This window comes from Wolbachia endosymbiont of Ctenocephalides felis wCfeJ, assembly GCF_012277315.1.
Classification (GTDB): Bacteria; Pseudomonadota; Alphaproteobacteria; order Rickettsiales; family Anaplasmataceae; genus Wolbachia.
In genome coordinates, this window is record NZ_CP051157.1 from 333845 (window position 1) to 355826 (window position 21982).

Below are 21982 nucleotides of genomic sequence, written 5' to 3' on the forward strand. Positions count from 1 at the left end.
GTCAAATAAAACGTTTTTCAAAGGGGTGTAATATGGCAAATAAAAGGGAATATACAGAAGAATTTAAATTAGAAGTTATTAAGCTATTTAAAGAAACAGGCCAAACAAGTAGCAAAAATAATGGATGCAGCAGAAGTCAACTAACAGACGCAGATAGTGAGTTTTGCCTAATAAAATACTACGATATCACTCTTCACACTATTCCTAAAGAATTAATTTAATTGTGGCTTTTTTGACAATGGTCTAAGAAAGCAACTATAGAAATTCCTTGACAACCTCCATAAATCCACTTATTATATTGAAGCTATTCATTTAACTTCGCAATCTGCAGATTAAAACGACAAAGGAAACTTTGTATTTGGCGTCTCATATTTAAATTTTTGCACTATGTGCACTCCATGTTTTCATAAAACTTCTAGGTTTTCGCCTATACAAGCTGAAACGAGCTTATAAGTCGTTTAAGACAGTATAGAACGTCAAATAGAACAAGGGAGAATTTGAATACTAGCTGCTCTGGGTTTCTTTTGCCTTTTTTTCTGCTTAGTAAATTTCTTAACGTTTAAAATTAGATCAGTTGCAGCTTAAAAGCAGCTAGATTAGACATTAAGAATAAAAAAACGCCAATTTATAAGGTTAATATAAATAATTAGCCACCGATCGGGGCTTCTTTTGCCTTTTTTCTCATTTGGTAAATTTCTTAATATTCATAGCTAAAGCAATTTAAGAGCCTGCAAAGGACTCCAGTTGGATCAGTGAAATTCAAGAAATCTATAATAAAGGGAAAGTTTGATAGAAGTAGGCAGTGGTAAAAAAACTTTTTATTGACTCAACTCTACTTTATCCCATAAAGTTAATTTATTTTTTCTCAACTAGGTACATACATTTACACAAATAGAGGTTAATAAAACGCATCTTATATGGCTCACTTTATTAAGTTAACAAGCAAGTGTGTAAGGAATTTGTTTTGGTACTATTTGGGACATTTTTGCCTATATAAGCAAAACTAATGTCCTTTTTAATTGTAGCAAATTGGAAGATGAATGGAACACGATCTTCGTTTGTTGACTTTATAGGCAAGCTCAACAACAAGAGTAATAGAATTACCTCTAAGCTCGTAATTTGCCCACCTTTTACATCATTTCCAGATAGCATAGAGCTAAGCAATAATGTTAGTATAGGAGCACAGAACTGTCATCACAAAAAATCTGGTTCTTATACAGGTGAGATTAGTGTAGAGATGCTGAAGGAATTAAGGTGCACTTACATAATACTTGGGCATTCTGAAAGAATCAACGAAACAGACGGTAAAATAAAGCTTAAGTCAGAAGCAACAATAGAATCAAGCTTACATCCAATTATCTGCGTGGGCGAAAACGCAGAAGATTACAAGCGCGGCAAAACACAGGAAGTAATAGAATATCAATGCAAAAACCGCTTGCCAACACACGGTGAATATACCGTAGCATATGAACCTATATGGGCAATAGGCACAGGACATGTACCAAGCAATGATACAGTTGAAGAGGTAATAGAAGTAATAAAGTCCTGTACTGACAAAAAGGATGTTATATATGGCGGTTCAGTTAGTTCAGAAAATATAGAAAACTTGTTGAATATATCAAATTTATCAGGAGTTTTAATTGGTAGTGCAAGCTTAGATTTTGATCGCTTTTATAAAATTGTACAACAAGTTGAAAGAACCTATCAACTCTAAGATTAGTAATGCAAGGATCCTGTGATAGATATGCACACTAATAAATTAAGAAGATACAAAATAGCAGCATTAATAGTTGCAGCAGGAGTAGGCAGTAGATGTAGTGGCGCGATTCCTAAGCAGTACATAAAACTGGTAGGCAAACCTGTTTTATTTCATACAACCAAAAAACTTTTGACCAACCAATACATAGATTATGTAAGAGTGGTAATTAATAAAGATCATGAAGGATTCTATGAGCCAGTGTCAGCTACTTTGATGACAGAAGGTATAGGTACTAAACTACTAAGTCCAATATACGGAGGAAAAAGTAGGCAAGATTCAGTTAAGTTGGGACTTGAAAGCTTACAAAAAATTAATCCAGATTTTGTTGTTATACACGATGCTTGCAGGCCCTTCGTATCAAATGCTTTAATAGATAGCTTAGCTCAGTCCATGATTGATGTTCAGCATGCAGGAGTAGTGCCAGCAATAGAAGTCGAAGACACCATATCATTAGCAAATGATAATTTCATCGACTCCACGATTTCAAGAGAAAAACTCAGAGCTGTACAAACTCCCCAAATCTTTAATTTCAAAGAACTATTGTCATGCCACCAATCAACCAAAGAATTCACTGATGATTCATCGCTAATGGTAGATCACAAAAAACATGTTGCAATTATTAAAGGTGAGAAAAGTAATTTTAAGTTGACTACAAAAGAGGATATTAATATGGCAAAGCTTCTTCTTGAAGAACCAAAATATCGTATTGGCACTGGTTATGACATACACAAGTTCGTTAAAGCTCAAAGCAAGGATAAAAACTTTATAAAAATTTGCGGTATAGAAGTTGAGCACAACATGGCAATAGAAGCACATTCCGATGGTGATGTTGTAATACATGCAGTTGTTGACGCAATACTGGGAGCACTGGGATGTGGCGACATAGGAGATCACTTTCCCCCGAGCTTATCTGAATGGAAAGATTGTGATTCATCTTATTTCCTGAGCTTTGCCGCTAAAAAGGCAAAAGACAAAGGATACCGTGTATCTAATTTGGATATCACTATAGTTTGCGAGGAGCCTAAAATATCATCTTACAAAGTAGCAATGAAACAGTTCATGTCAAAAACATTAGAGATCGATAGTGAACTCGTAAATGTCAAAGCAACCACGGCAGAAAAACTAGGTTTTATTGGAAGGAATGAAGGAATAGCAGCACATGCCTCTATATTATTATATAAGGTAGTTCCACCGAACGTATATGAATAAAATCAACACTAAACAAATACCTCACGTTTGCTCTTCAATGCACCCCTTGATGCATGCCTTTCCACTTTCCTCTGGTAAAAATCCACCAACTTGTGTATCCCATAGGGTTTTATACATTCCATTTTTACTGAGAAGTTCTTGATGTGTGCCGTCTTCTACAATTTTACCTTGATCAAAGACTAAAATGCGATCCATATGCAAAAGTGTAGATAGACGATGGGCTATTACTATTGTAGTTTTGCCTTGCATCAACTCCCATAGGGACTTTTGAATATCACTTTCAGTTACAGAATCAAGTTGCGAAGTTGCTTCATCCAAAATTAATATCGGAGCATTTTTTAAAATAGCTCTTGCAATTGCGATACGCTGCCTCTGCCCACCTGAAAGTTTTACACCTCTTTCGCCAACGAGTGACTCATAACCTTGTGGCAATTTTGAAATAAATTCATGAGCATGTGCGCGTTTGGCAGCCTCTATCACTTCATCATCACTAGCATCTGCTTTGCCGTAGCGAATATTTTCCATCAGAGTCCTATGAAAAAGCGATGGATCTTGTGGAATCATTCCAATGTTTCTGTGCAAAGAATCCTGGGTTACATTGCGAATATCTTGTCCGTCAATTGAAATTTTTCCAGATTTTACATCGTAAAGGCGAAGAACTAAATTAACAAATGTTGACTTGCCACCACCTGAGTAACCAACAAGCCCTACTTTTTGACCAGATTCAATTACTACGGACTTGTCCTCAAATATTGGTTCTGCACCTTTATAATGAAAATGAATTTTATCAAAAGTAATTTCCCCTTTTTTAATGACCAGATCTGCTGCATCTGGCCGGTCTTCAATTTCAGGAACTGCAGTAATTGTCCTCAAAGCCTGAGTAATCCTTCCCCATGACTTAGAGAACTGTGAGAAATCTTTAGCTATCATCCAAAGAAAATTAGCTATTGCTATGTTAACAGTCATAACGAAAGCAAAATCTCCAGTAGTAATCAATTCTTGTTCTCTTCCTTTAACTAAGAAATGCAAATTAAGTATTTGCATGATTAAAAACGAAAAGCCATAGAAAGCAAAAATCCACGTATACAGCCACTGAAGTCTTTGCTCTACTTTAACAGCTTCGCTATGAGTAGCTCGCAAAGATAATCTTTCTTGGTATTTGCTGGCAAATAACCTTACAGACATGATATTTGAGAATACATCTACCATTTTGCCAGTAATGCTTGAACCAAGCTCTGACCATGCATCTGCAAGATTCGTTACCTTCTCCGCAAGCAAGAAAGAAGACAGGACAAATACTGCTGACCAAGTGAGCATCAATAAAGCAAAGCTGATATGCACTTGCCATAGAAAGTAAATTCCGATGCCAAGCGCTAGCGCGCGGCTTACAAGCCTATCAATTGTAATTTGTACAATATCCGGAATATAATTTGTCAAATCATTAACCTTGTTGGCAAGGCTGCCAGAGAAGTTATTTTGGTAGTAACTATTATCTTGATTTAATAATATGGAAATACTTGATTCAACAATGTTTTTACGGAGATTGGGAATCATCTTAATTTCAAAAAAATAGTTGTATAATCTGAAAATACACTCAAGCACAAATAAGATTAGCACGTAGAATATGGCAGGAATTGCTATGTTATCAAAAAGATTGTTTGCAGTTGATATTGAAACGCGATCTATAATGACTTTTACTAAGTATGGATTAAAGGAAACATCGACAGCCCAGACTAATGCTGTCAGCAATACTATTGTAATATGAAACTGAAATGGGCGCAGCATTTTCAGGATGAAAGATATGACTTGCTTTGTTGTTATGTCATTCATTTGAACTACGTATATCAATTTGAAAAATGTACACTGTCTTGTATTATAGTACCTAAAAGTAAGAAAGACCATGCTCAGCATACAAAATAACGCTCCACTCTGTAGAAAATGGATATTCTTAGCAGTATGTGCTCTTGCTTGCTCTGGGTTGCTGTCAATAATTGTTATTTCTCTACGATTACCTTTTATTTCCTCTCTCGTTCCTTCTGCACAATATATCTTTGATAATGCGCTGGTGATACACGTGAACTTGTCAATTTTGGTGTGGATGTGCTCTATAATATCTCTACTCTTTATCATAAACCTACAAAACACCAATAATTGGCTCAACTTTCTATGGATTCTCTCAACCCTTTCCATGCTGCTGATGTTTATATCCGCATTTGTTCCAAGCACTGAGGTTATCAAAAGTAACTATATACCCGTATTACAAAACAAATTGTTTTTGTTTGGACTCAGTTTGTTTATTACCAGCATATTGATAAACGCAGTCCTCACCTACATGTCAAATAAACAGGCCTCATACCTTTCCGTTGGACAAGTTGGGCTGGTCATTATACTTGTGTCGTCGCTTCTTTGCTTTGTTCTAGCCCACAAAAATATGCCTACAGGCCTATATCACTCAGATAAGAATTTATTTTACGAGTATCTCTTTTGGGGAGGCGGACATTTATTGCAATTTGCCTTTGCTCAAGGAGTGTTTTTAGTCTATTTGATAATGCTAAGTTCCAGTGATATTAGCTTAGCTTCAAACAACAAAATCACCATTTTACCACTGTTTATAAACACGATTTTGGTTGTAGGCGCACCGTTTACATATTTTGTTTATTCGGTGGATAGTGCTGAATTGATACAGTTCTTTACTTGGCATATGAGGATTGCTGGAGCAGTTTTGCCATGTTTCTTAATAATGCTCGTGTATCGCAACATAAAAACCTTACTTGATGAGAAGGGCAATTATTTGCTCCATTCGTTTGTATTGTTCATCTATGGAGGCGTACTTGGAGTGCTGACTATTGAGGGAAATGTCACCATTCCTGCTCATTACCATGGTTCTGTGGTTGGTATCACTATAGCTTTTATGAATTTTGTCTACTGGCTGTTGCCAAAACTAGGCTGTAAAGAGATAAAAAGCTCCATAGTAAGATTACAGATTTATGCATACAGTTTGGGACATTTTCTCCATATTACTGGCCTTGTATGGCTTGGTGGATATGGCGCTTTAAGGAAAGTTGCGGATTTACCAAGCATTTCGTCGGTGCTAGCACGTATCTGTTTTATTATGGGTGGAGCTGTATCAGTTGTTGGTGGAATGCTGTTCGTAATAATTGTGCTTTTATCTTTGCTTAAAGGCAGGGCGCGTACCGACTAAGAAACGGAACTAAAAAAACTACTTGACAACTTTCGCCGTTACTCTTATAATGAGACTGAAGCTATTATTTATCTTCAGTCTGTGCAGATTAAATGAGAAAAAAACTTAGCATATTTGGCGTCTCATGTTTAATTTTTTGCACTATGTGCACCTTATGTCTTTTTAAAACTTCTGGTTTTTTACCTATACAAGCTGAAACGCGCTTATAAGTCGTTTAAGACATCAAAAACGCCAATATCATAAGATAGATAGTGAATAACTAGCTACTCGGGGTTTCTTTTGCTTTTTTTCTGCTTAGTGAGTTTCTTAAACGTTTATGGCTAAGGTTAAGTTGCATTAAAAAGCAGCTAAGTCGCACTTATTAAACGTTTAGGATAAAAAAACGCCAACATTTCGACACAAAAGTAAATAACTAGCCACCACGGGGTTTCTTTTGCTTTTTTTCTTCATTTGGTAAATTTCTTAAATATTAAAGCAATTCGAAAGCGTTGAGAACACCGGTATTTTAAAATAAATCTCAAAAGTTATGCAGTCAGTCTAGTGTGAACAGCAGTTGCTTTACATTTAATTTTCTGCTTTTTGCAGCCTCTTATTTTAGTTTCAACAATATTGTATTTCTAACTCACTTTAACTACATTTATTATTTTTTAAGATTAAATAGTTAAAATAGTAGGTAAATGCTGCAGTGAGGTTTAGCCATGATAACAAATTTTTTAATTGAAACGAGTTCTCTGCCTTTTCACCTGTATTTCGATTACACATACAATATCTAGCTCAATTTAAAAGTCTAATTCAACTAGCTTTAGTGCTGATAGCTTTTAATATTGGGGGTTTAGTATGGGTATAGATATAAATGCATTAACTACTAATGCGGATAAATTAAAAGAATGCATAGATGAAAATGAAAAGCAAGAACAGGATAGAAAAGAAAAAGACAAGCAATTATCAAGAGCGATAGAGAGAAAGGTAACAAAAAAAGATCATAAACGTAAAAAACCGAGAGGTCGAGATAGCGCTATCAAGGAATGTATAGGGTTATTAAAGGATGGTGCTAGCCATGAAGTGCTAACTAAATTAGACGAGTCACTCAGAAAGCAAGCAGGATATTATAAGTATTATGTTGAGTGTTTTCTTCCAGTATTAGATAGAAAAATAAAACAGTCAGACGAAGTATCAATTGAAATTAAAGGTCAAGTTAGACAGGTAATTTCAAACATTACTAATAATAGTATTATCTGCAGTCAAGGTGAGGATAATACTAAAGTAGAAACAAGCAACAGAATAACGAATACCAGTGCTCAATTACTAAAAGCAATCGAAAAGAGAAATAACAGTAAATTTAAAAAACATCTAAAAGAGTGCTCAGATATTAGCAACATAAAAAATGAGGAAGGAAAAAATATTTTACACCTTATTGCGTCGTTAGAAGGAAAACAGAAACTCAAGTTTCTAGGCACTCTGATAAAAACAGCTACCAAAGAAAATCTAATACAACTTATTGATGGTGAAAATCCGGGGAAAACCCCTCTTCAAGAAGCACTAATTAATAAGATAACAAAAGGAAAGCACGAATCTCATACAATTGGTAGTAACGATAACACACTCAGGTTCCTCGTGAAATTGTTAAAACATGGAGCCAAGCCAGACCAATTAGAGTTACCTCAGAAGGTACTACAAAGTTTAGATGAAAAACAAAAGTCATATTATCATAAATTCTTAAAAAAATTAGAAGGATCAGTAGGGAAATCTCAATTAAGTCAAGAAATAAAAAGCCCGATTGTAATTAAAACAGCCAAAATTACTGCCGGTGGCTTTCCATTACATAAAGCTATTTTAGATAAAGATATAGGTAGATTTAAGAAACTGCTACAGCATACTTGTAATGTTTCTACTGAAAAAGGATTGATAAATGCTCCAAACGAGGATCAGCTAACTCCTCTTCACTTACTACTTCAGCACATGCAAAAAGAGAGTGAAGAATTTTCACTGGTAAGTTTTGAGAGTACTCACAGATATAAAACCCTAGAACTATTACTAAAAAATGGTGCTGATATTACTGCTGAGGATAAAGAAGGAAATAATGCTCTGCACTATATTGCTTCATTCAAGGGAGAACAAAAAGTTATATGCTTGGATCTGATTTCACGCTTAGTGAAAGAAGAAAAAATATCTGGAGATCAATTAAGTCAGGCTATAAATACACCCAATGGAGAAAAAGATACTCCTCTAAGGTTAACGTTAAAGAAAAAAGCAAAAAAAGAAAGTATTAAATACTTATCGCAAGAAACAGTTTTTGATCCAGCAATGAATTATGACAATACAACAAAGTTTTGTGCAAAATTATTGCAAAATGGTGCTAATTCTAGTTCTTTGTGGTTAAAAGATCCAGAATTTCATACTAAAAAGTACTATTTAGCTCTACGAGATCTAAAAGATTATTCAAGCACGCCACAGGAAGCACGAGAAAAAGCTAGAGAAATAAAAAAGTACCTTGAGAAAAAATACAACATCAAAACTCTTCCGGGGCAGTTGCTAAATACTGCACATGGTATAGGTTCTGGTCTAAAAAAAGGAATATCTGCTTTTGGAAAATACATGGATCCAGCAAGTAGAACTCGTGAATTGTTAACAATTATAATAACAACTACTGTAGTTGCAATGGCAGCATTTGCATTTTTTCAGGGACAGATTGGAGTTGGAGCAGCAGTTTCTATGATAGCTATTGCTGGGGTCATATGCCTTACTTTAACTTTAGGATTTAACGGCATTAAGAAGCTTTTTGGAGATTCAACTGATAAAGATATAGGAAACCCAAGCAGTAAAATGGAAAATACATCAACAGAACACTTCGGTAGATCCAGTGATATAACTAATACACCCTCTTCTCCGGGGCGATGAAATCAATATCATCACTCAGAGTTTTTTCGGCGACTTTTTTGTAATCAATTTTTACATTGATCTGATCTTTCTTTTCTTCGAGCCACGCTATAGTGTGCTTCATCCAGTTTTTGTCATCACGCTCAGGAAAATCTTCACGAGCATGGGCACCTCTACTCTCTTCGCGGTTGGCTGCACACTCCATGGTGATAACTGCTTGCGGAATCATGTTAGCAAGCTCTAGTGCCTCAACTAAATCGCTATTCCATACCATACTGCGATCTTCAATTGCAATATCAGGCATCATTTTTGCCACTGTTTTTATGGCTTTTTTGCCCTCCTCTAAAACTTCAGCAACACGGAATACCGATGCATATTTTTGCATAGTATTTTGCATCGCACTGCGTATTTTTGACGCTTTAAGCCCTCCGGAAGCGAATCGCATCTTATTGAACCTATCAACTATCCAGTCTGTGCAATCTGAGTGCAATTTTTTATGTGGTGTATTGGGTTTTAATTTCTCTTTTGCTCTGAGCGCTGCAGCTCTACCGAAAACCACAAGATCAAGAAGCGAGTTAGAACCAAGTCGATTTGCACCATGCACAGAAACACATGCTGCTTCTCCAATTGCTAATAAGCCTTCCACTACTTCTTCCTTGCCTTTCTTTAGCGTAATCACTTCTCCATGATAGTTGGTTGGAATGCCACCCATATTGTAGTGAACAGTTGGAATAACTGGTATTGGATCTTTAGTAACATCAACTCCTGCAAAGGTCTTTGCGGTTTCGCTAATCCCTGGAAGCCTCAGTTTTATTACTTCTGGGTCAAGGTGTGCTATAGTCAAATACATGTGATCTTTTTTCGGTCCAACACCTCTTCCTTCTCTAATTTCAATTGTTATTGCGCGACTTACTACATCACGAGAGGCTAAGTCTTTTGCTTTTGGTGCATAACGTTCCATAAATTTCTCACCCTGAGAATTAACAAGATATCCACCTTCACCACGGCATCCTTCTGTCATCAAACATCCTGAGCCATATATTCCTGTTGGGTGAAATTGTACAAATTCCATATCCTCAAGCGGCAGTCCAGCTCTTACTACCATGCCATTACCATCACCCGTGCAGATATGTGCACTTGTTGCAGAGAAATAAACACGTCCATACCCACCTGTTGCTAGCACCACCCTATGTGCACGAAATTTATGTAACGTACCGTCGCACAATGACCAGGCAAGAACTCCACAGCATGCCCCAGTTTCATTGTCCATGATTAAGTCAATTACAAAGTACTCGACAAAGAATTTAGCGTTGAATTTAAGACACTGCTGATATAGAGTGTGGAGAATTGCATGCCCGGTTTTATCTGCTGCTGCGCAAGTGCGTTGCGCTGATTTTCCTTTACCAAAGTGAGTTGTCATTCCTCCAAAGGGACGCTGGTATATTTTACCACCTTCTGTACGAGAAAAAGGTACACCAAAATTTTCAAGTTCAATAACAGCTTTAGCAGCGTTTTTACACATATATTCTATTGCATCTTGATCGCCAAGCCAGTCTGAACCTTTTATTGTGTCATACGCATGCCAACGCCAATCATCCTCGCCAATATTACCCAAAGCTGCACTAATTCCACCTTGCGCTGCAACTGTATGACTGCGCGTAGGAAAGATTTTAGAGATACAAGCAACTGAAAAATTAGTGGCAGCCATTCCAAGTGTTGCTCTGAGCCCTGCTCCACCTGCACCTACCACTACTACATCATACTCATGTTCTAAAATCTCATACGCTGCTTTATCCATATTTGCTTATTCATAACTACAGCCTTATGATATCACAGAAGTGGAAAAAATCTATACAAGTTTTCTAGGTTTTGTGGACATAACAGAGAGAAGAAAAAGAAGCGGTACTAATGGCTATGCAATTGATTAAGGATGTTTATCATCTCCATTCATGTGCATGAGACACTTTATTATTGATAGAAGAAGGTTTGATAACTTTTTCTATCGCTTTAGCTTGTTCACGATCTTGACTTAAGAAATATATAGCTAGTCCAACCGCTATTCCAACAATGAGAACAGATGCTGCGATTGTGCCTAACATAATAGCCATCGAAGGCCCTGCTAAAGCACTACCAACACCAATTCCAATACCAAGAAAAATGCCAGGTATAATACCGATTAAACTACTATATCTAGCATTTTCTTTTTTCAATTCAGCTTGGTCTTTCATACATTTAACGAGTACTTCTCTTGTTTTTCCTTCAGCTAAATCTAATGGAATATGCTCATCTCTATTTTTTATCAAAGGATTTGCACCATATTTCAAAAGGGTTTCTATTGCCTTAATGTTGTTACTTATGACAGCTTGATGTAATAATGTATTTCTATTTTGATCTCGAAAATTTATCAATATATCAAAATATTCAAGAGTAATAAATTTATGTACCGCTTCATCTAAAATATTCATCACGTTTTGAAATGATAATACCTCTTCTTTCTCAGACCTTCCACTATTGAATTTAATGCAGTGGTGCAAAATAAGGTATATTATCTCTTTTCTCATATTTACAGCATTCTTTGTAAATAAAGCTGATCTAAATAATTCCTTATCAACAGGTATTTCATGATTTTTACCAAGGAATTCTCGCAACTCTCTAATTTTTTCGTTATGCTTTATCCCTTCCCTACGGACGATTTCAAGTAAGGTCATATTATCTACCTATTCTAATTATATTAATAATATAATAAATCTTGCTGAAAGTCAAGCCCTTTGGTTAAAAAATTAATATAATTTGTGACAGCTTCTATAGACATTGTCTAACTGACTGCGGAATAAACGGAATGTTATCCAATGTTGGATTAACGTTCTGCAACAAATCTGTTAAAAAAAACTCACAGGATCAACATCTACTGTCACCGCAATATTTGAATTTAAGTCACAATTTTTAATCAGATATTTTAGCTGTTTTTTTACAGACAGACTATGCTTATTGTGTATCTTCAGTAGTATCCTATATCGATACCTATTATTTAAGAAATTTATTGCTGCTGGTGACGGACCAAGAATTTCTAATTTTCTAGATTGCGGTGTCAAGCACTGAAACGGCAATGAAGAAGCAGTATTTAAACATTGCTGATGCAAGAAGCTCGTTATCTTGCTTGCTGCTTTTTGTGTCGCAATCTGATCCTTACCACAAACTATAAGTGCTATTAGCCTGCTAAACGGTGGCATTTTGGCTTTGCGTCTTGACTCAAGTTCAATTTCATAAAATGTGTCCCTCTTTTGATGCTGCAATGCTTTTATTATCGAGCTTTTAGGATTATTGGTTTGTATTATTACTGTCCCTTTTTCGTTGAACCTTCCAGATCTCCCTGCAACTTGGTGCAATAATTGGTATGTCTTTTCTGCTGCTCTCAGATCAGAATTTTCGAGGCTCAAATCCGCATTTATCACACCAACCAAAGTTAATTTAGGAAAATTGTGCCCTTTAGCAATGATCTGTGTACCAATTATAATGTTCACTTCCTCCTTTAACACTAAGTCAATGATGTTGCTAACCGACTTCTGATCGCTGCTTATAATTGCAGTTTTTGCGTTTGGTATTAGTTTGACCATTTCTTCAAGCAACCTTTCAATTCCTACACCATAAAGGGATAATGACTGCTCACTTTGGCAATTAGAACACTTCTCTGGAAGCTTTAACTGATAAGAACAGTGATGACACAGGAGAGCATTTTTTTTCTTGTGATATATAAGCCAAACAGCACAATTTAGGCAGGAAATTTTATATCCACATTTTTTACAAACTGCAAGTTGCGCATACCCTCGGCGGTTCAAAAAAAGCATAACCTGCTGTTTTTTCTCTATGGTTTGTTTTATGCACTCGAAAAGCTCATCGGAAATCCATTGTTTGTTGTTTCTCATGTCCACTACTCTAATGAGTGGCAATTCCGCACCACCGAATCGCCTAGTTAACTTCGCGTGATTGTAATTCCCATTTTTAACGTGATGAATCGTTTCGAGCAGTGGAGTAGCTGACGACAGAATTATTGGAATATTTTCAATTTTGGCTAAGATTATCGCCATATCTCGAGCATTGTATATAATCCCCTGTTCTTGTTTGAAAGATGAATCGTGCTCTTCATCAACGATAATCAATTTTAGGTTCTTATAAGGTAAAAAAAGTGCTGACCGTGCTCCGATGATTATTTGTACATCTCCATTTGCTATATCAAGCCAGTTATTTCTGCGAGTCTTTGGAGTGAGCCCCGAGTGCCACTGAGCTAGGTTTCTTGATATCTGACTGCGAATACGATTTACCAATTGTGAAGTTAAAATAATTTCGGGTAAGAGAATTAAAACTTGAGCGTCGTTTACAGTGTCAACTAACTTCGCAATCACAGATAAATAAACTTCCGTTTTCCCAGATCCTGTTTCACCGTCAAGCAAAGTCACTGAGTATTCGTTCAAATTGCTTGTTATTTTGTCACTAGCTATCTGCTGCTCAGGGCTTAACTGGCAACCTATTTCACTTATCTCCTGATCTTTTTCAATACAAACCAGTTTGTCTATTTGGTTTACTTTTAATACTCCTCCCATTATTACTTTTGCAAACATACCAATAGGTATTAAATTGTATTGTGCAACCCACTCTGCAAATGCGATCAATTTTGGTCTAACGCTTGGTAGATTGATCTTTTGCTCAATAAATTTTAGTTCTCGATCACCCTTATCACCGTATTTCCAAACTATTCCTATTAAACGTTTTTTGCCAAATGGCACTACCACGTAATCCCCAACTGAAATTTTAGTATTTTCTTCAACTGCATATGAAAATAACTGGTCAATTGGAAGTGGTAGTAATGCGTCAATTGTTCTTGTCATAGCAATTGAGTTTATCACTGTTCTTGGGAGCTTGTAACTTTTAACAACATGGATAATGCGGAAAAATCAGGTATACAAAAAACCTTAACTTTTAACATATTTTTCATAGTACATATCATATAATTGATAAATTAATAGATTTACATAATTTATGGAGGCTACTAATGGTTAATAATACTATTACTTTAAATTTTGAAATAGAAAAAGGCAAACCTATAAACCAATATTATTTTTCTGCACGTATAAAGCTTACAGATGAAAGCAAAAATCTTTTGCGTGAAAAGCTCGGCAATGCAGTTGAGTTTGATAACCTAGATAGCCCCCTAGATCTCAATCCTGAAAATTTTTATATTTATTACAATCAATATGCATATCGAGACGAGCTATATGTTAGAGATGATAATAGTAGATATTTAGCTTCTAACCTCCCGCTCAATCATTACGGATTTTCAATGGAACTATCAGCCAACGGAGCATCAATCGCAGATTATGGTTTTTATCCTCTGTATGCAATCTACAACCCTAGCCATTATAATAAGACAAAGGAAAAAGTATTTGATGATCATGGTAAACTGCTGCCAGTGGCATCAAACATGTTGGATAATTTTCTAAGCAATAAAAATAACTTATCTACACAGGATGTATTACAAAATGTATTCTTACATCTGCAAAAAGAAGCTGCTGAAGAAATAGAGAGATTGGAAAAAGAAAGAGAAGAAGAAAGACAGAGGGAAGAAGAGTTAAATCAAAAGAACGAAGAGTTAAAAGAACTTATAGAAAAAGATGAGATTAAAATATTTAAAGTGATAAAAGGTCATGATATAGGTGATGGACGTTCAGCAGCAGTTCTACGACTTGATCAAAGGGAAGGAAATGAGATAACTCTTGATACAAGTAAATACTATATAGGAAAAGATGAAGATGGTGAATATTTAGCTAGCCATCTTGACCATGTGGATATATATTATTACGATAATTTATTTTTTGTTCTAAATCAAAGCTCCCACTCTGGCTTTGAAAGCGGGTTTTATTCGGCAGACAGTACTGATCCCCATAATTACGCTAAATATTCAAAAGAACCATATTTAAAAGGCGATCAACTATCTGAAAAATTATCTAATGAATTGAAGGAAGGTAATAATCAAGTAGGTGCTAAATTTACTATTAATAATGAACAAAGAGATGAAGAAGCTGTATTAGAGAATGAAACCAAGCCTAGAATAAAGAGAGCAGCTGAAGAAAACGATAATGGAGAAACAGTTAGTAATTCAGTAAATACTTACACAAAAAGTGAGGGTGAGAAAATAACGGCTGTTGGACCTCAAGAAAATTCTGTGTCACAGGAACTAGTACAAAAGCTATTTCCAAATACAGAAAGTGTAATAATAAACGATGAGCTTACAATAGAAGTGAAGTATGGTGGGCTAGTTAGTTACACGCCTGATTATATCAAGCAAACTGTGAAAGATGCTTATGTAGCTTGGTCTAATAATTTTTACTCACAGAAAGGCAGTAATACTGGCCCGGTAAAATTACAGCTTTATGTGCTGAAAAATTATGACGATTATAAAGCTCATATAAAGGAACTTTCAGGTGGTAAAGACCATAATGAATTATGGGGTGGTGGAACAGTAAGAGCGCATGAAGCTGATGGTACGATAGCGAAAACTTTCATTTTTGGAGATGTAAATGGCTTGCTTTGTGCAAAATCTAAAATTTTAATGGAAAAGATGAGTGATGCATTTCTTGAGTACTATACTGGCAATTTTAATGAAGTACCCGAAGTTTTACGCACCGGTATGAAACTTTTCATGTGGAGTTATGATGCAGCTAAAAAAGAAAGTACTCGCGATATGCATTATACAAAAGAAGCATACGATAAAATGCTGGAATCTGGACACACTACACCTTATAAAATAGCCAGTATGTCTAACGACTACAGAATGGCAGATTGCTTGGTCACATTCCTACAAGAGGAGCATCCTCAACTCATAAAACAATTGCTTGCTGAGATATCCTTTAATGGAGTACAAGCAATGTCAAAATTCAAATATCTTTTAAACAACCCAGAAATTGAGAAGGAATTTAAGCAGTGGATGGATGTAAAAAGTGGTAATAAAATTGCTGAAGACCTTGTACCAGACAGTGAAATTATTACTTTCAATGAACACAAACTTCAAGTAAACATAAAATATGATAATGAAGAGCTAAATCAAAACAGGTTAAGTAATATAAAAGACACTATTGAAGATGCTATAAAAGATTTTGACTCAGCATTTGGTATTAATAATTCTCAACCTTGGCACAATATACCCAATAAAGTCAACATCTTCGTATTTAATACAAGGAGTGACTACGAAAATTATCTAAAAGAATTGAGTATTGGTTATCAAGGTAATTCTGGTTTGACGCTTCAGGGCCGCGGTTCAGATATTCATGTTTATTTTTATTTGCAGGACCAATTCAATAACTCATGTAAAACTTTAAAACATGAATTGGGACACGCCTTAATTATTATTAATTCCTATTATGGCACAGGCAGTGTTCTGCCTAAAGCTATGCATGAAGGAATTGCTAACTATGTAGCAAGTTTAGAAGATGGTCAGCATGTTAACGATCACGGAGATAAAGAAGCTTTAATTGCAATAAGAAATAAAGATCTTAAACCAGACGAGATATTGCGCAATAATATTATAAGTAATAAAGGGGAACATTATCATTCAGATGCTGAGCAAGTGATAAAATTTCTCGAAGATAAACACCCAGATATGATCGATAATTTGCTAAAGAACCTTTCTACTTCTGGTACAAATAGATCTCAGGGTGAAGAGTTAGTTGAGAGATTTTTGGCTAAGCTGAAAGGTTATGATCAGGAATTTAAGCAATGGGTTAAGGTTCAATTGAGTGGTGAAGAGTACCTGAAGCGTGAACACAAAGTATCAAGTACACAAGAAGATAAAACTGAACACCCTACTAATGAAGAAAGAAAAAGGAGTAAAAGGTCACTAGAAGAAGATAAAGACGAACAAGAGGAAGTAGTCATAACAAGTGTTATAGACAGCATGAAAGATGATAAAGAAGAAGACGACCCAAAGCACCCTTTAAAGGTAAAGATAGGTGAACCTATTGAAACGGGGAAGTATAAGGTGGAATTGCAAGTGACATATGACGATGTAAAGAATTTTTATGATATCGTACGTAACAAATACCATGAGAGCAAAGAATATACCTACGAGCAAGTTATGGTCTTGTATAATGAAATTGTTAGGCCAGCTAACAATCATTATTACGAGTCATTTACTCTTGATAAAGCATATGTTGCTGGCGATCATCTATTTATCAAGGGCCAGGACTTTGGAACTTTAGATGATTTTAACGAGATGTTCTATAAAAGTGATGAATTAGTGTAATATAAAGGGCTAGATTCAACTTGACGGACGAGAATTATAAGGAATGAGATTTTCTGCTGTCATTCCAGTGTCAAGCACTGAAATGACACCCTTTAAGTTTCGTATAGCTGCCCATCACGCGCTATGTAAATAACAACTATGCAACAGATTTTTATCTTTAAGGTTTCTTATCGAGTGTAAACATCAACTCGTTCCATTCCCTTTTACCAATTCCGCTTTCCTCTCTAGTAACATTTTCTCCTTTAATTAATCTGCGGACTACTTCTAGACCGGTTCTTGAAATACAAACCGATTTTAAGCAATATTCAACGAAAGCGCTGTATGCTATTGGGACCCACTTCTTTATTATATCCAACATAACTTCCGCATAGACTCTAATTTCGTATTGGGCATGTTTATCCGCTCTAAGCTTCAAAAAGTGAAGCAGGTTATGTAAGTCTACCTTCCAATAAAATTGTGTGTAATAATTAAGTGTTAGATTAGTTCTAGCGATTTCTCTTGCAAGCCCCTGTTCAACAAACTTTTCATAATGAGAATATACTGAATTAGAGTCATTTGTCAGAGAATCTATTATTTCTTTTGACGTATATGAGTCAAAAGCTTCACCACTGCCTTGTTTATTACTATCAGATTGTTTTGCAACCTGTTCTGGTCTTGGTATATAAAACTCGTGATCAAGTATTGAGTACCTTGCCGAATATTCATTCACATTTGCAGTTCTATGCCTTATCCATTGTCTCGCAACAAAAATTGGAAGTTTCACGTGAAACTTAATTTCACACATCTCAAACGGAGTTGTGTGATGATGTCTCATTAAATACTTTATTAGTGCTTCATCCTGACTGATTTGCTTTGTTCCTTTTCCATAAGAAACACGAGCGGCTTGAACTATAGCACTATCAGAGCCCATATAATCGACTACTCGAATAAAGCCATGATCTAATACCTTATGTTGCTCATATAAAATTTCATCTATTTCTTTTACTGTGGCTCGTTTAGTTGAATAATACTCCTTATTCATAACATACCCTCAAGATAAAATTGAAATATCGGCTCCACATGAATTGAGTTTTTCGTGCATTGCTTCATATCCCCTCCATAAATGATGCGAATTATTTATTGTAGTTTCTCCACTAGCCACCAAAGCAGCCAGCACCAAAGCCGCTGTTGATCTTAAGTTAGTAGCATATAGATTAGCTCCTGATAAGTTCTTTATTCCATTTATAGTAGCTTTACTTTTTTCGATGCTAATATTAGCACCTAACTTTCTCAATTCATCTGCATGTGCAAACCTATTTTCAAAAATGTTTTCTTCAATTACTGATACCCCATCAGCAATGCACATTGCAGACATCAGTTGTGGTTGCATGTCACTGGGAAAGTTGGGATATGGATATGTTGCAACGTTAGTAGACCTAATAAAGCCATTTTCCCTAGAAATTATAACCCCCTCATTATATAGTTCAACATTAGCCCCTATAGCCTTCAATTCATTCACAATACATCTTATATCAGACAGACTTATTCCTTCTAACTTTAGCTCGCCACCAGTAATAACAGCAGCCAACGCATAAGTGCCTGCCTCTATGCGATCTGATATTATCTTGTGCTCACACCCATTTAATGCTTCAACTCCCGTTATCTTGATCTTTTTATTACCAACCTCAATATTAGCACCCATTTTTTTTAAGAATTTTATTAAATCAAGAACCTCTGGTTCAATTGCAGCGTTATTTATTGTTGTTACTCCCTCTGCGAGTGTTGCTGCCATTATTATGTTTTCTGTTGTGCCAACGCTTACTTTCTCAAGTGTGATTTCTTTCCCTTGTAGTTTGCCTTTCACTATCGCAGTTATATTGCAACCATCAATTTCAATTTCTGCCCCCATCTCTTCCAACGCTTTAATATGCATGTCAACAGGACGCTTTCCGATATTGCATCCGCCAGGAAATGCTGTTCTCACTTTGCCAAATCTGTTAAGCATTGGCCCTAGCATTAGAAAAGAAGTTCTTAGCTTACTTGCAGTTTCATATGACATCACGTGATTGTTGATATTTCTACATTCAATCTCTAAAGTATGATTTGCTTTGCAATCTTCGTTGCGTGTAAAGTTTACTTTCGCTCCAAGATTTTCAAGCAGCTCAGACATCAGATGCACATCTATTAAATCGGGTACATTATATAAAGTCACTAAGGAATTACTCAATAGGCTTGCAGCCATTATCGGCAGAATAGCATTTTTTGAACCGTTAATTTTGATTTTGCCAACTAAGGGCTTACTGCTATTCTTTACTAATATTTTATGCATTTAATCAAACTAGATCTTACCGAGTAAGTATAGTGAATTGGCAGTAAAAGGCAAACGCTAGCTACAGACCCTCAATAGCTAGCACTGATTACACATGACTGTACGAGCATTGTTATATAAGCTCTTAAACTGCCTTACAAGTATTAAGAATTTAATAAGCAAAGAGGCAAAAGGAACTCCGTGATACGAGTTTTGACCCTCTAATACTGTAATTTGGTACTGTAATAATATACTGACGTTTAGTTTAAGCACGATTTGGCTAAATGTAAAAAATTTCAAAAGACATGCAGCTCCGATTATTTTATATAATCCGCCAATAAATACCTTAAATTTTTACTGAATTTTTACCATTGAACTCACACGGATCAAAAACAAGTTTTGAGTCAAAATACCCTTAATCCTATGGGGAAAGAACTGGCAATAGGTGTCAAGAAACTTTTTTTTCCAATGCGCTGCTAAGAAGTCTGTTATGTAAGAAGTCTAAAGTATATTGAATTAAGGACATACTTCAGTTATACTCTGCGGTGAAGTTAACAAAAATTTCAATAAAATCAGTAAAACTAACTTTTAGCTAGGGAAAATACGAAGTGAGCCCTTTTGATATAAATGGTATTAGAATAATCGGTAAGTACTTTATCAAGCTTTTGTTGAGGCTTGGTAGCGCATTCACATTTTTTATCCAATCTCTATATCACTGCTTTGTACCACCATACTATTTGGGTAACGTAGGAAGGCAGATCATAGAAATAGGCTTTTTCTCTTTACCAATTGTTGGACTTGCAGGAATTTTTATAGGAGCGGTGATAGTTTTGCAAAGCAACTTGAGTGGTCCATTGATTAACCCAGAGCAGATAATACCCAAACTTGTTACGGTCACTATTATTAAAGAGTTAGGGCCAGTTTTTATAAGCTTCATGATGGTAGGAAAGGTTGGCTCATCAATTGCAGCAGAAATTGGCACGATGCGCATCACCGAACAAATAGACGCACTTACAACTTTAAATATCAACCCTTTCAAATATTTAATTGTACCAAGAATTTTAGCATCAGTTATAGTATTTCCTGTGCTGATAATATGCGCAGATCTAATAGGAATGTTTGGAGGATATATCACTGCAGTTTTCGAGTTTAACCACAATATGAATATATATGTAAAATATACAGCTCAATTCTTTAATATGCATGATTTTATCACTGGACTAGTAAAGGCAACTGCTTTTGGTGTTATAATTTCTGTCTCAAGCTGCTATTACGGTTACTATTGTAGAGAAGGAGCACGAGGAGTAGGCATTGCTACAACATCAACTGTTGTTTTATCATCCGTATTGATCACTTTAGCAAATTACTTAATTACTTTGATACATGCATAGCCCTATAATATCAATATCGAACTTGAGCGTATCTTTTGACGATAAAACAATATTAAACAACATAAGTTTAGATATATCGAAAGGAGAATCATTAGTCATACTCGGTGGCTCAGGAAGTGGCAAGTCGGTATTAGCAAAAACAATTATCGGCTTACTTGCACCAGACTTGGGGTCTATTAAAATAGATAGCAAAAGTAAAAATAAATTTGGAGTCTTATTTCAAAATTCTGCTTTGTTTGACTATGTTACAGTATGGGAAAATATATCTTTTAATTACAAAAAACGCTTCAATATCAACAAGAAGGAAGCAAAACAATTAGCGATAGTAAAGTTGAATGACGTTGGACTAGAAGAAAGCATAGCAGATATGTTTCCGATAGAGTTATCAGGTGGAATGAAGAAAAGGGTAGCGCTTGCAAGAGCAATTGCACACAACCCAGAAATCATTATATTGGATGAGCCAACTTCAGGGCTAGATCCAATCATGTCAGATATAGTAAATGAGATAATAATAAAGTTATCAAGAGATCTTAATCCTACAATTATCACAATCACACATGATATTCACAGTGCATTTAAGATAGCTGATAAAATAGCTGTACTACATGAAGGAAATATTATCTCTCATGGAACCGTTCAAGAAATAAAAAATACTAAGAATGAATATATAAGAAAATTTATTCATTATGTGTAGCTACAAGACTGCAAACAAAATTATGAGCACTAAACAGCTTAACATAAAAATTGGCAAAGTTAATTTAAGATACACTCAAGTAGTTTAGAGGTATGGAGCACATAAGGAAATGTTTATACCAAACGATAATGCTGACACCGGTAGAATGATTCTTTATATTAGCAGCCCTACTCTTGGCTTCTTGATTTTCATCATCCGGAATATATAGCTAAAGCAACTTAGATCTACCAACAGTTCGTTACCCTACTGCTTGTTAGCGCTAATCTATTA

The 21982-nt window shown here is 35.5% G+C and carries 14 protein-coding genes; 8 read left to right on the forward strand and 6 right to left on the reverse strand.

All coding sequences use genetic code 11. From position 1 onward, the window contains the following. Nucleotides 1-32 precede the first annotated feature (32 nt). From HF196_RS01575 to ispD, 3 genes are all read left to right on the forward strand, one after another. Nucleotides 33-221 (forward strand): hypothetical protein, encoded by a 189-nt coding sequence (locus HF196_RS01575; RefSeq protein WP_168455520.1) that lies wholly within the window; start codon nucleotides 33-35, stop codon nucleotides 219-221. 785 nt (nucleotides 222-1006) lie between these two features. Then, complete coding sequence (locus tag HF196_RS01580) at nucleotides 1007-1714, forward strand: triosephosphate isomerase (protein ID WP_168455521.1); 708 nt, start codon at nucleotides 1007-1009, stop codon at nucleotides 1712-1714. A gap of 21 nt (nucleotides 1715-1735) precedes the next feature. Continuing rightward, nucleotides 1736-2968, forward strand: a complete 1233-nt coding sequence (gene ispD / locus HF196_RS01585) for a 2-C-methyl-D-erythritol 4-phosphate cytidylyltransferase (RefSeq protein ID WP_168455522.1) — start codon at nucleotides 1736-1738, stop codon at nucleotides 2966-2968. 21 nt (nucleotides 2969-2989) lie between these two features. Here the strand turns inward: ispD and HF196_RS01590 are convergent, their stop codons facing one another. Beyond that, nucleotides 2990-4798, reverse strand: a complete 1809-nt coding sequence (locus tag HF196_RS01590) for an ABC transporter ATP-binding protein (RefSeq protein WP_174855507.1) — start codon at nucleotides 4796-4798, stop codon at nucleotides 2990-2992. Nucleotides 4799-4868: 70 nt separating this feature from the next. Here HF196_RS01590 and HF196_RS01595 point away from each other — a divergent pair, with 70 nt between their 5' ends. Further along, nucleotides 4869-6170 carry a cbb3-type cytochrome c oxidase subunit I gene (locus tag HF196_RS01595; RefSeq protein WP_168455523.1) on the forward strand — a complete coding sequence of 434 codons (1302 nt, stop codon included), beginning with the start codon at nucleotides 4869-4871 and terminating at the stop codon, nucleotides 6168-6170. An 837-nt stretch (nucleotides 6171-7007) separates the two neighbouring features. Continuing rightward, nucleotides 7008-9068, forward strand: a complete 2061-nt coding sequence (locus HF196_RS01600) for an ankyrin repeat domain-containing protein (protein WP_168455524.1) — start codon at nucleotides 7008-7010, stop codon at nucleotides 9066-9068. On the opposite strand, the gene sdhA is transcribed toward HF196_RS01600, so the two are convergent. The 3 genes from sdhA to priA all read right to left on the reverse strand — a co-directional run bounded on the left by sdhA (nucleotide 9040) and on the right by priA (nucleotide 13930). After that, the gene (sdhA, locus tag HF196_RS01605; RefSeq protein WP_168455525.1) at nucleotides 9040-10845 is read right to left on the reverse strand and encodes a succinate dehydrogenase flavoprotein subunit; all 1806 of its coding nucleotides are present in this window, start codon (nucleotides 10843-10845) and stop codon (nucleotides 9040-9042) included. The two genes, HF196_RS01600 and sdhA, sit on opposite strands and share 29 nt — an antisense overlap. A gap of 139 nt (nucleotides 10846-10984) precedes the next feature. Next, entirely contained in the window at nucleotides 10985-11755 is a 771-nt protein-coding gene (locus HF196_RS01610) for a hypothetical protein (RefSeq protein WP_168455526.1), read from the reverse strand. Between the two features lie 171 nt (nucleotides 11756-11926). After that, complete coding sequence (priA, locus tag HF196_RS01615; RefSeq protein WP_168455527.1) at nucleotides 11927-13930, reverse strand: replication restart helicase PriA; 2004 nt, start codon at nucleotides 13928-13930, stop codon at nucleotides 11927-11929. A 164-nt stretch (nucleotides 13931-14094) separates the two neighbouring features. Between priA and HF196_RS05870 the strand changes: the two genes are divergently transcribed. Continuing rightward, a complete protein-coding gene (locus HF196_RS05870) occupies nucleotides 14095-17340 on the forward strand; it encodes a hypothetical protein (RefSeq protein WP_246198586.1) in 3246 nt (1081 codons plus the stop codon). Between the two features lie 157 nt (nucleotides 17341-17497). Here HF196_RS05870 and thyX read toward each other — a convergent pair whose 3' ends face one another. Then, nucleotides 17498-18361 (reverse strand): FAD-dependent thymidylate synthase, encoded by an 864-nt coding sequence (thyX, locus tag HF196_RS01630; protein ID WP_168455528.1) that lies wholly within the window; start codon nucleotides 18359-18361, stop codon nucleotides 17498-17500. 9 nt (nucleotides 18362-18370) lie between these two features. After that, nucleotides 18371-19648 (reverse strand): UDP-N-acetylglucosamine 1-carboxyvinyltransferase, encoded by a 1278-nt coding sequence (gene murA, locus HF196_RS01635; protein WP_168455529.1) that lies wholly within the window; start codon nucleotides 19646-19648, stop codon nucleotides 18371-18373. Between the two features lie 587 nt (nucleotides 19649-20235). Between murA and HF196_RS01640 the strand changes: the two genes are divergently transcribed. Continuing rightward, on the forward strand, nucleotides 20236-21018 hold the full coding sequence (locus HF196_RS01640) for an MlaE family ABC transporter permease (RefSeq protein ID WP_168455530.1): 783 nt from the start codon (nucleotides 20236-20238) through the stop codon (nucleotides 21016-21018). Further along, nucleotides 21011-21712 (forward strand): ABC transporter ATP-binding protein, encoded by a 702-nt coding sequence (locus tag HF196_RS01645; RefSeq protein WP_168455531.1) that lies wholly within the window; start codon nucleotides 21011-21013, stop codon nucleotides 21710-21712. Before HF196_RS01640 ends, HF196_RS01645 begins: the two co-directional genes overlap by 8 nt. Nucleotides 21713-21982: the final 270 nt, after the last annotated feature.

Coding starts and splice junctions, on each gene's coding strand:
- HF196_RS01575 (WP_168455520.1), top strand. CDS start 33: ATGGCAAATAAAAGGGAATATACAGAAGAATTTAAATTAGAAGTTATT.
- HF196_RS01580 (WP_168455521.1), top strand. CDS start 1,007: ATGTCCTTTTTAATTGTAGCAAATTGGAAGATGAATGGAACACGATCT.
- HF196_RS01590 (WP_174855507.1), bottom strand. CDS start 4,798: ATGAATGACATAACAACAAAGCAAGTCATATCTTTCATCCTGAAAATG.
- HF196_RS01595 (WP_168455523.1), top strand. CDS start 4,869: ATGCTCAGCATACAAAATAACGCTCCACTCTGTAGAAAATGGATATTC.
- HF196_RS01600 (WP_168455524.1), top strand. CDS start 7,008: ATGGGTATAGATATAAATGCATTAACTACTAATGCGGATAAATTAAAA.
- sdhA (WP_168455525.1), bottom strand. CDS start 10,845: ATGGATAAAGCAGCGTATGAGATTTTAGAACATGAGTATGATGTAGTA.
- HF196_RS01610 (WP_168455526.1), bottom strand. CDS start 11,755: ATGACCTTACTTGAAATCGTCCGTAGGGAAGGGATAAAGCATAACGAA.
- priA (WP_168455527.1), bottom strand. CDS start 13,930: ATGACAAGAACAATTGACGCATTACTACCACTTCCAATTGACCAGTTA.
- HF196_RS05870 (WP_246198586.1), top strand. CDS start 14,095: ATGGTTAATAATACTATTACTTTAAATTTTGAAATAGAAAAAGGCAAA.
- thyX (WP_168455528.1), bottom strand. CDS start 18,361: ATGAATAAGGAGTATTATTCAACTAAACGAGCCACAGTAAAAGAAATA.
- murA (WP_168455529.1), bottom strand. CDS start 19,648: ATGCATAAAATATTAGTAAAGAATAGCAGTAAGCCCTTAGTTGGCAAA.
- HF196_RS01645 (WP_168455531.1), top strand. CDS start 21,011: ATGCATAGCCCTATAATATCAATATCGAACTTGAGCGTATCTTTTGAC.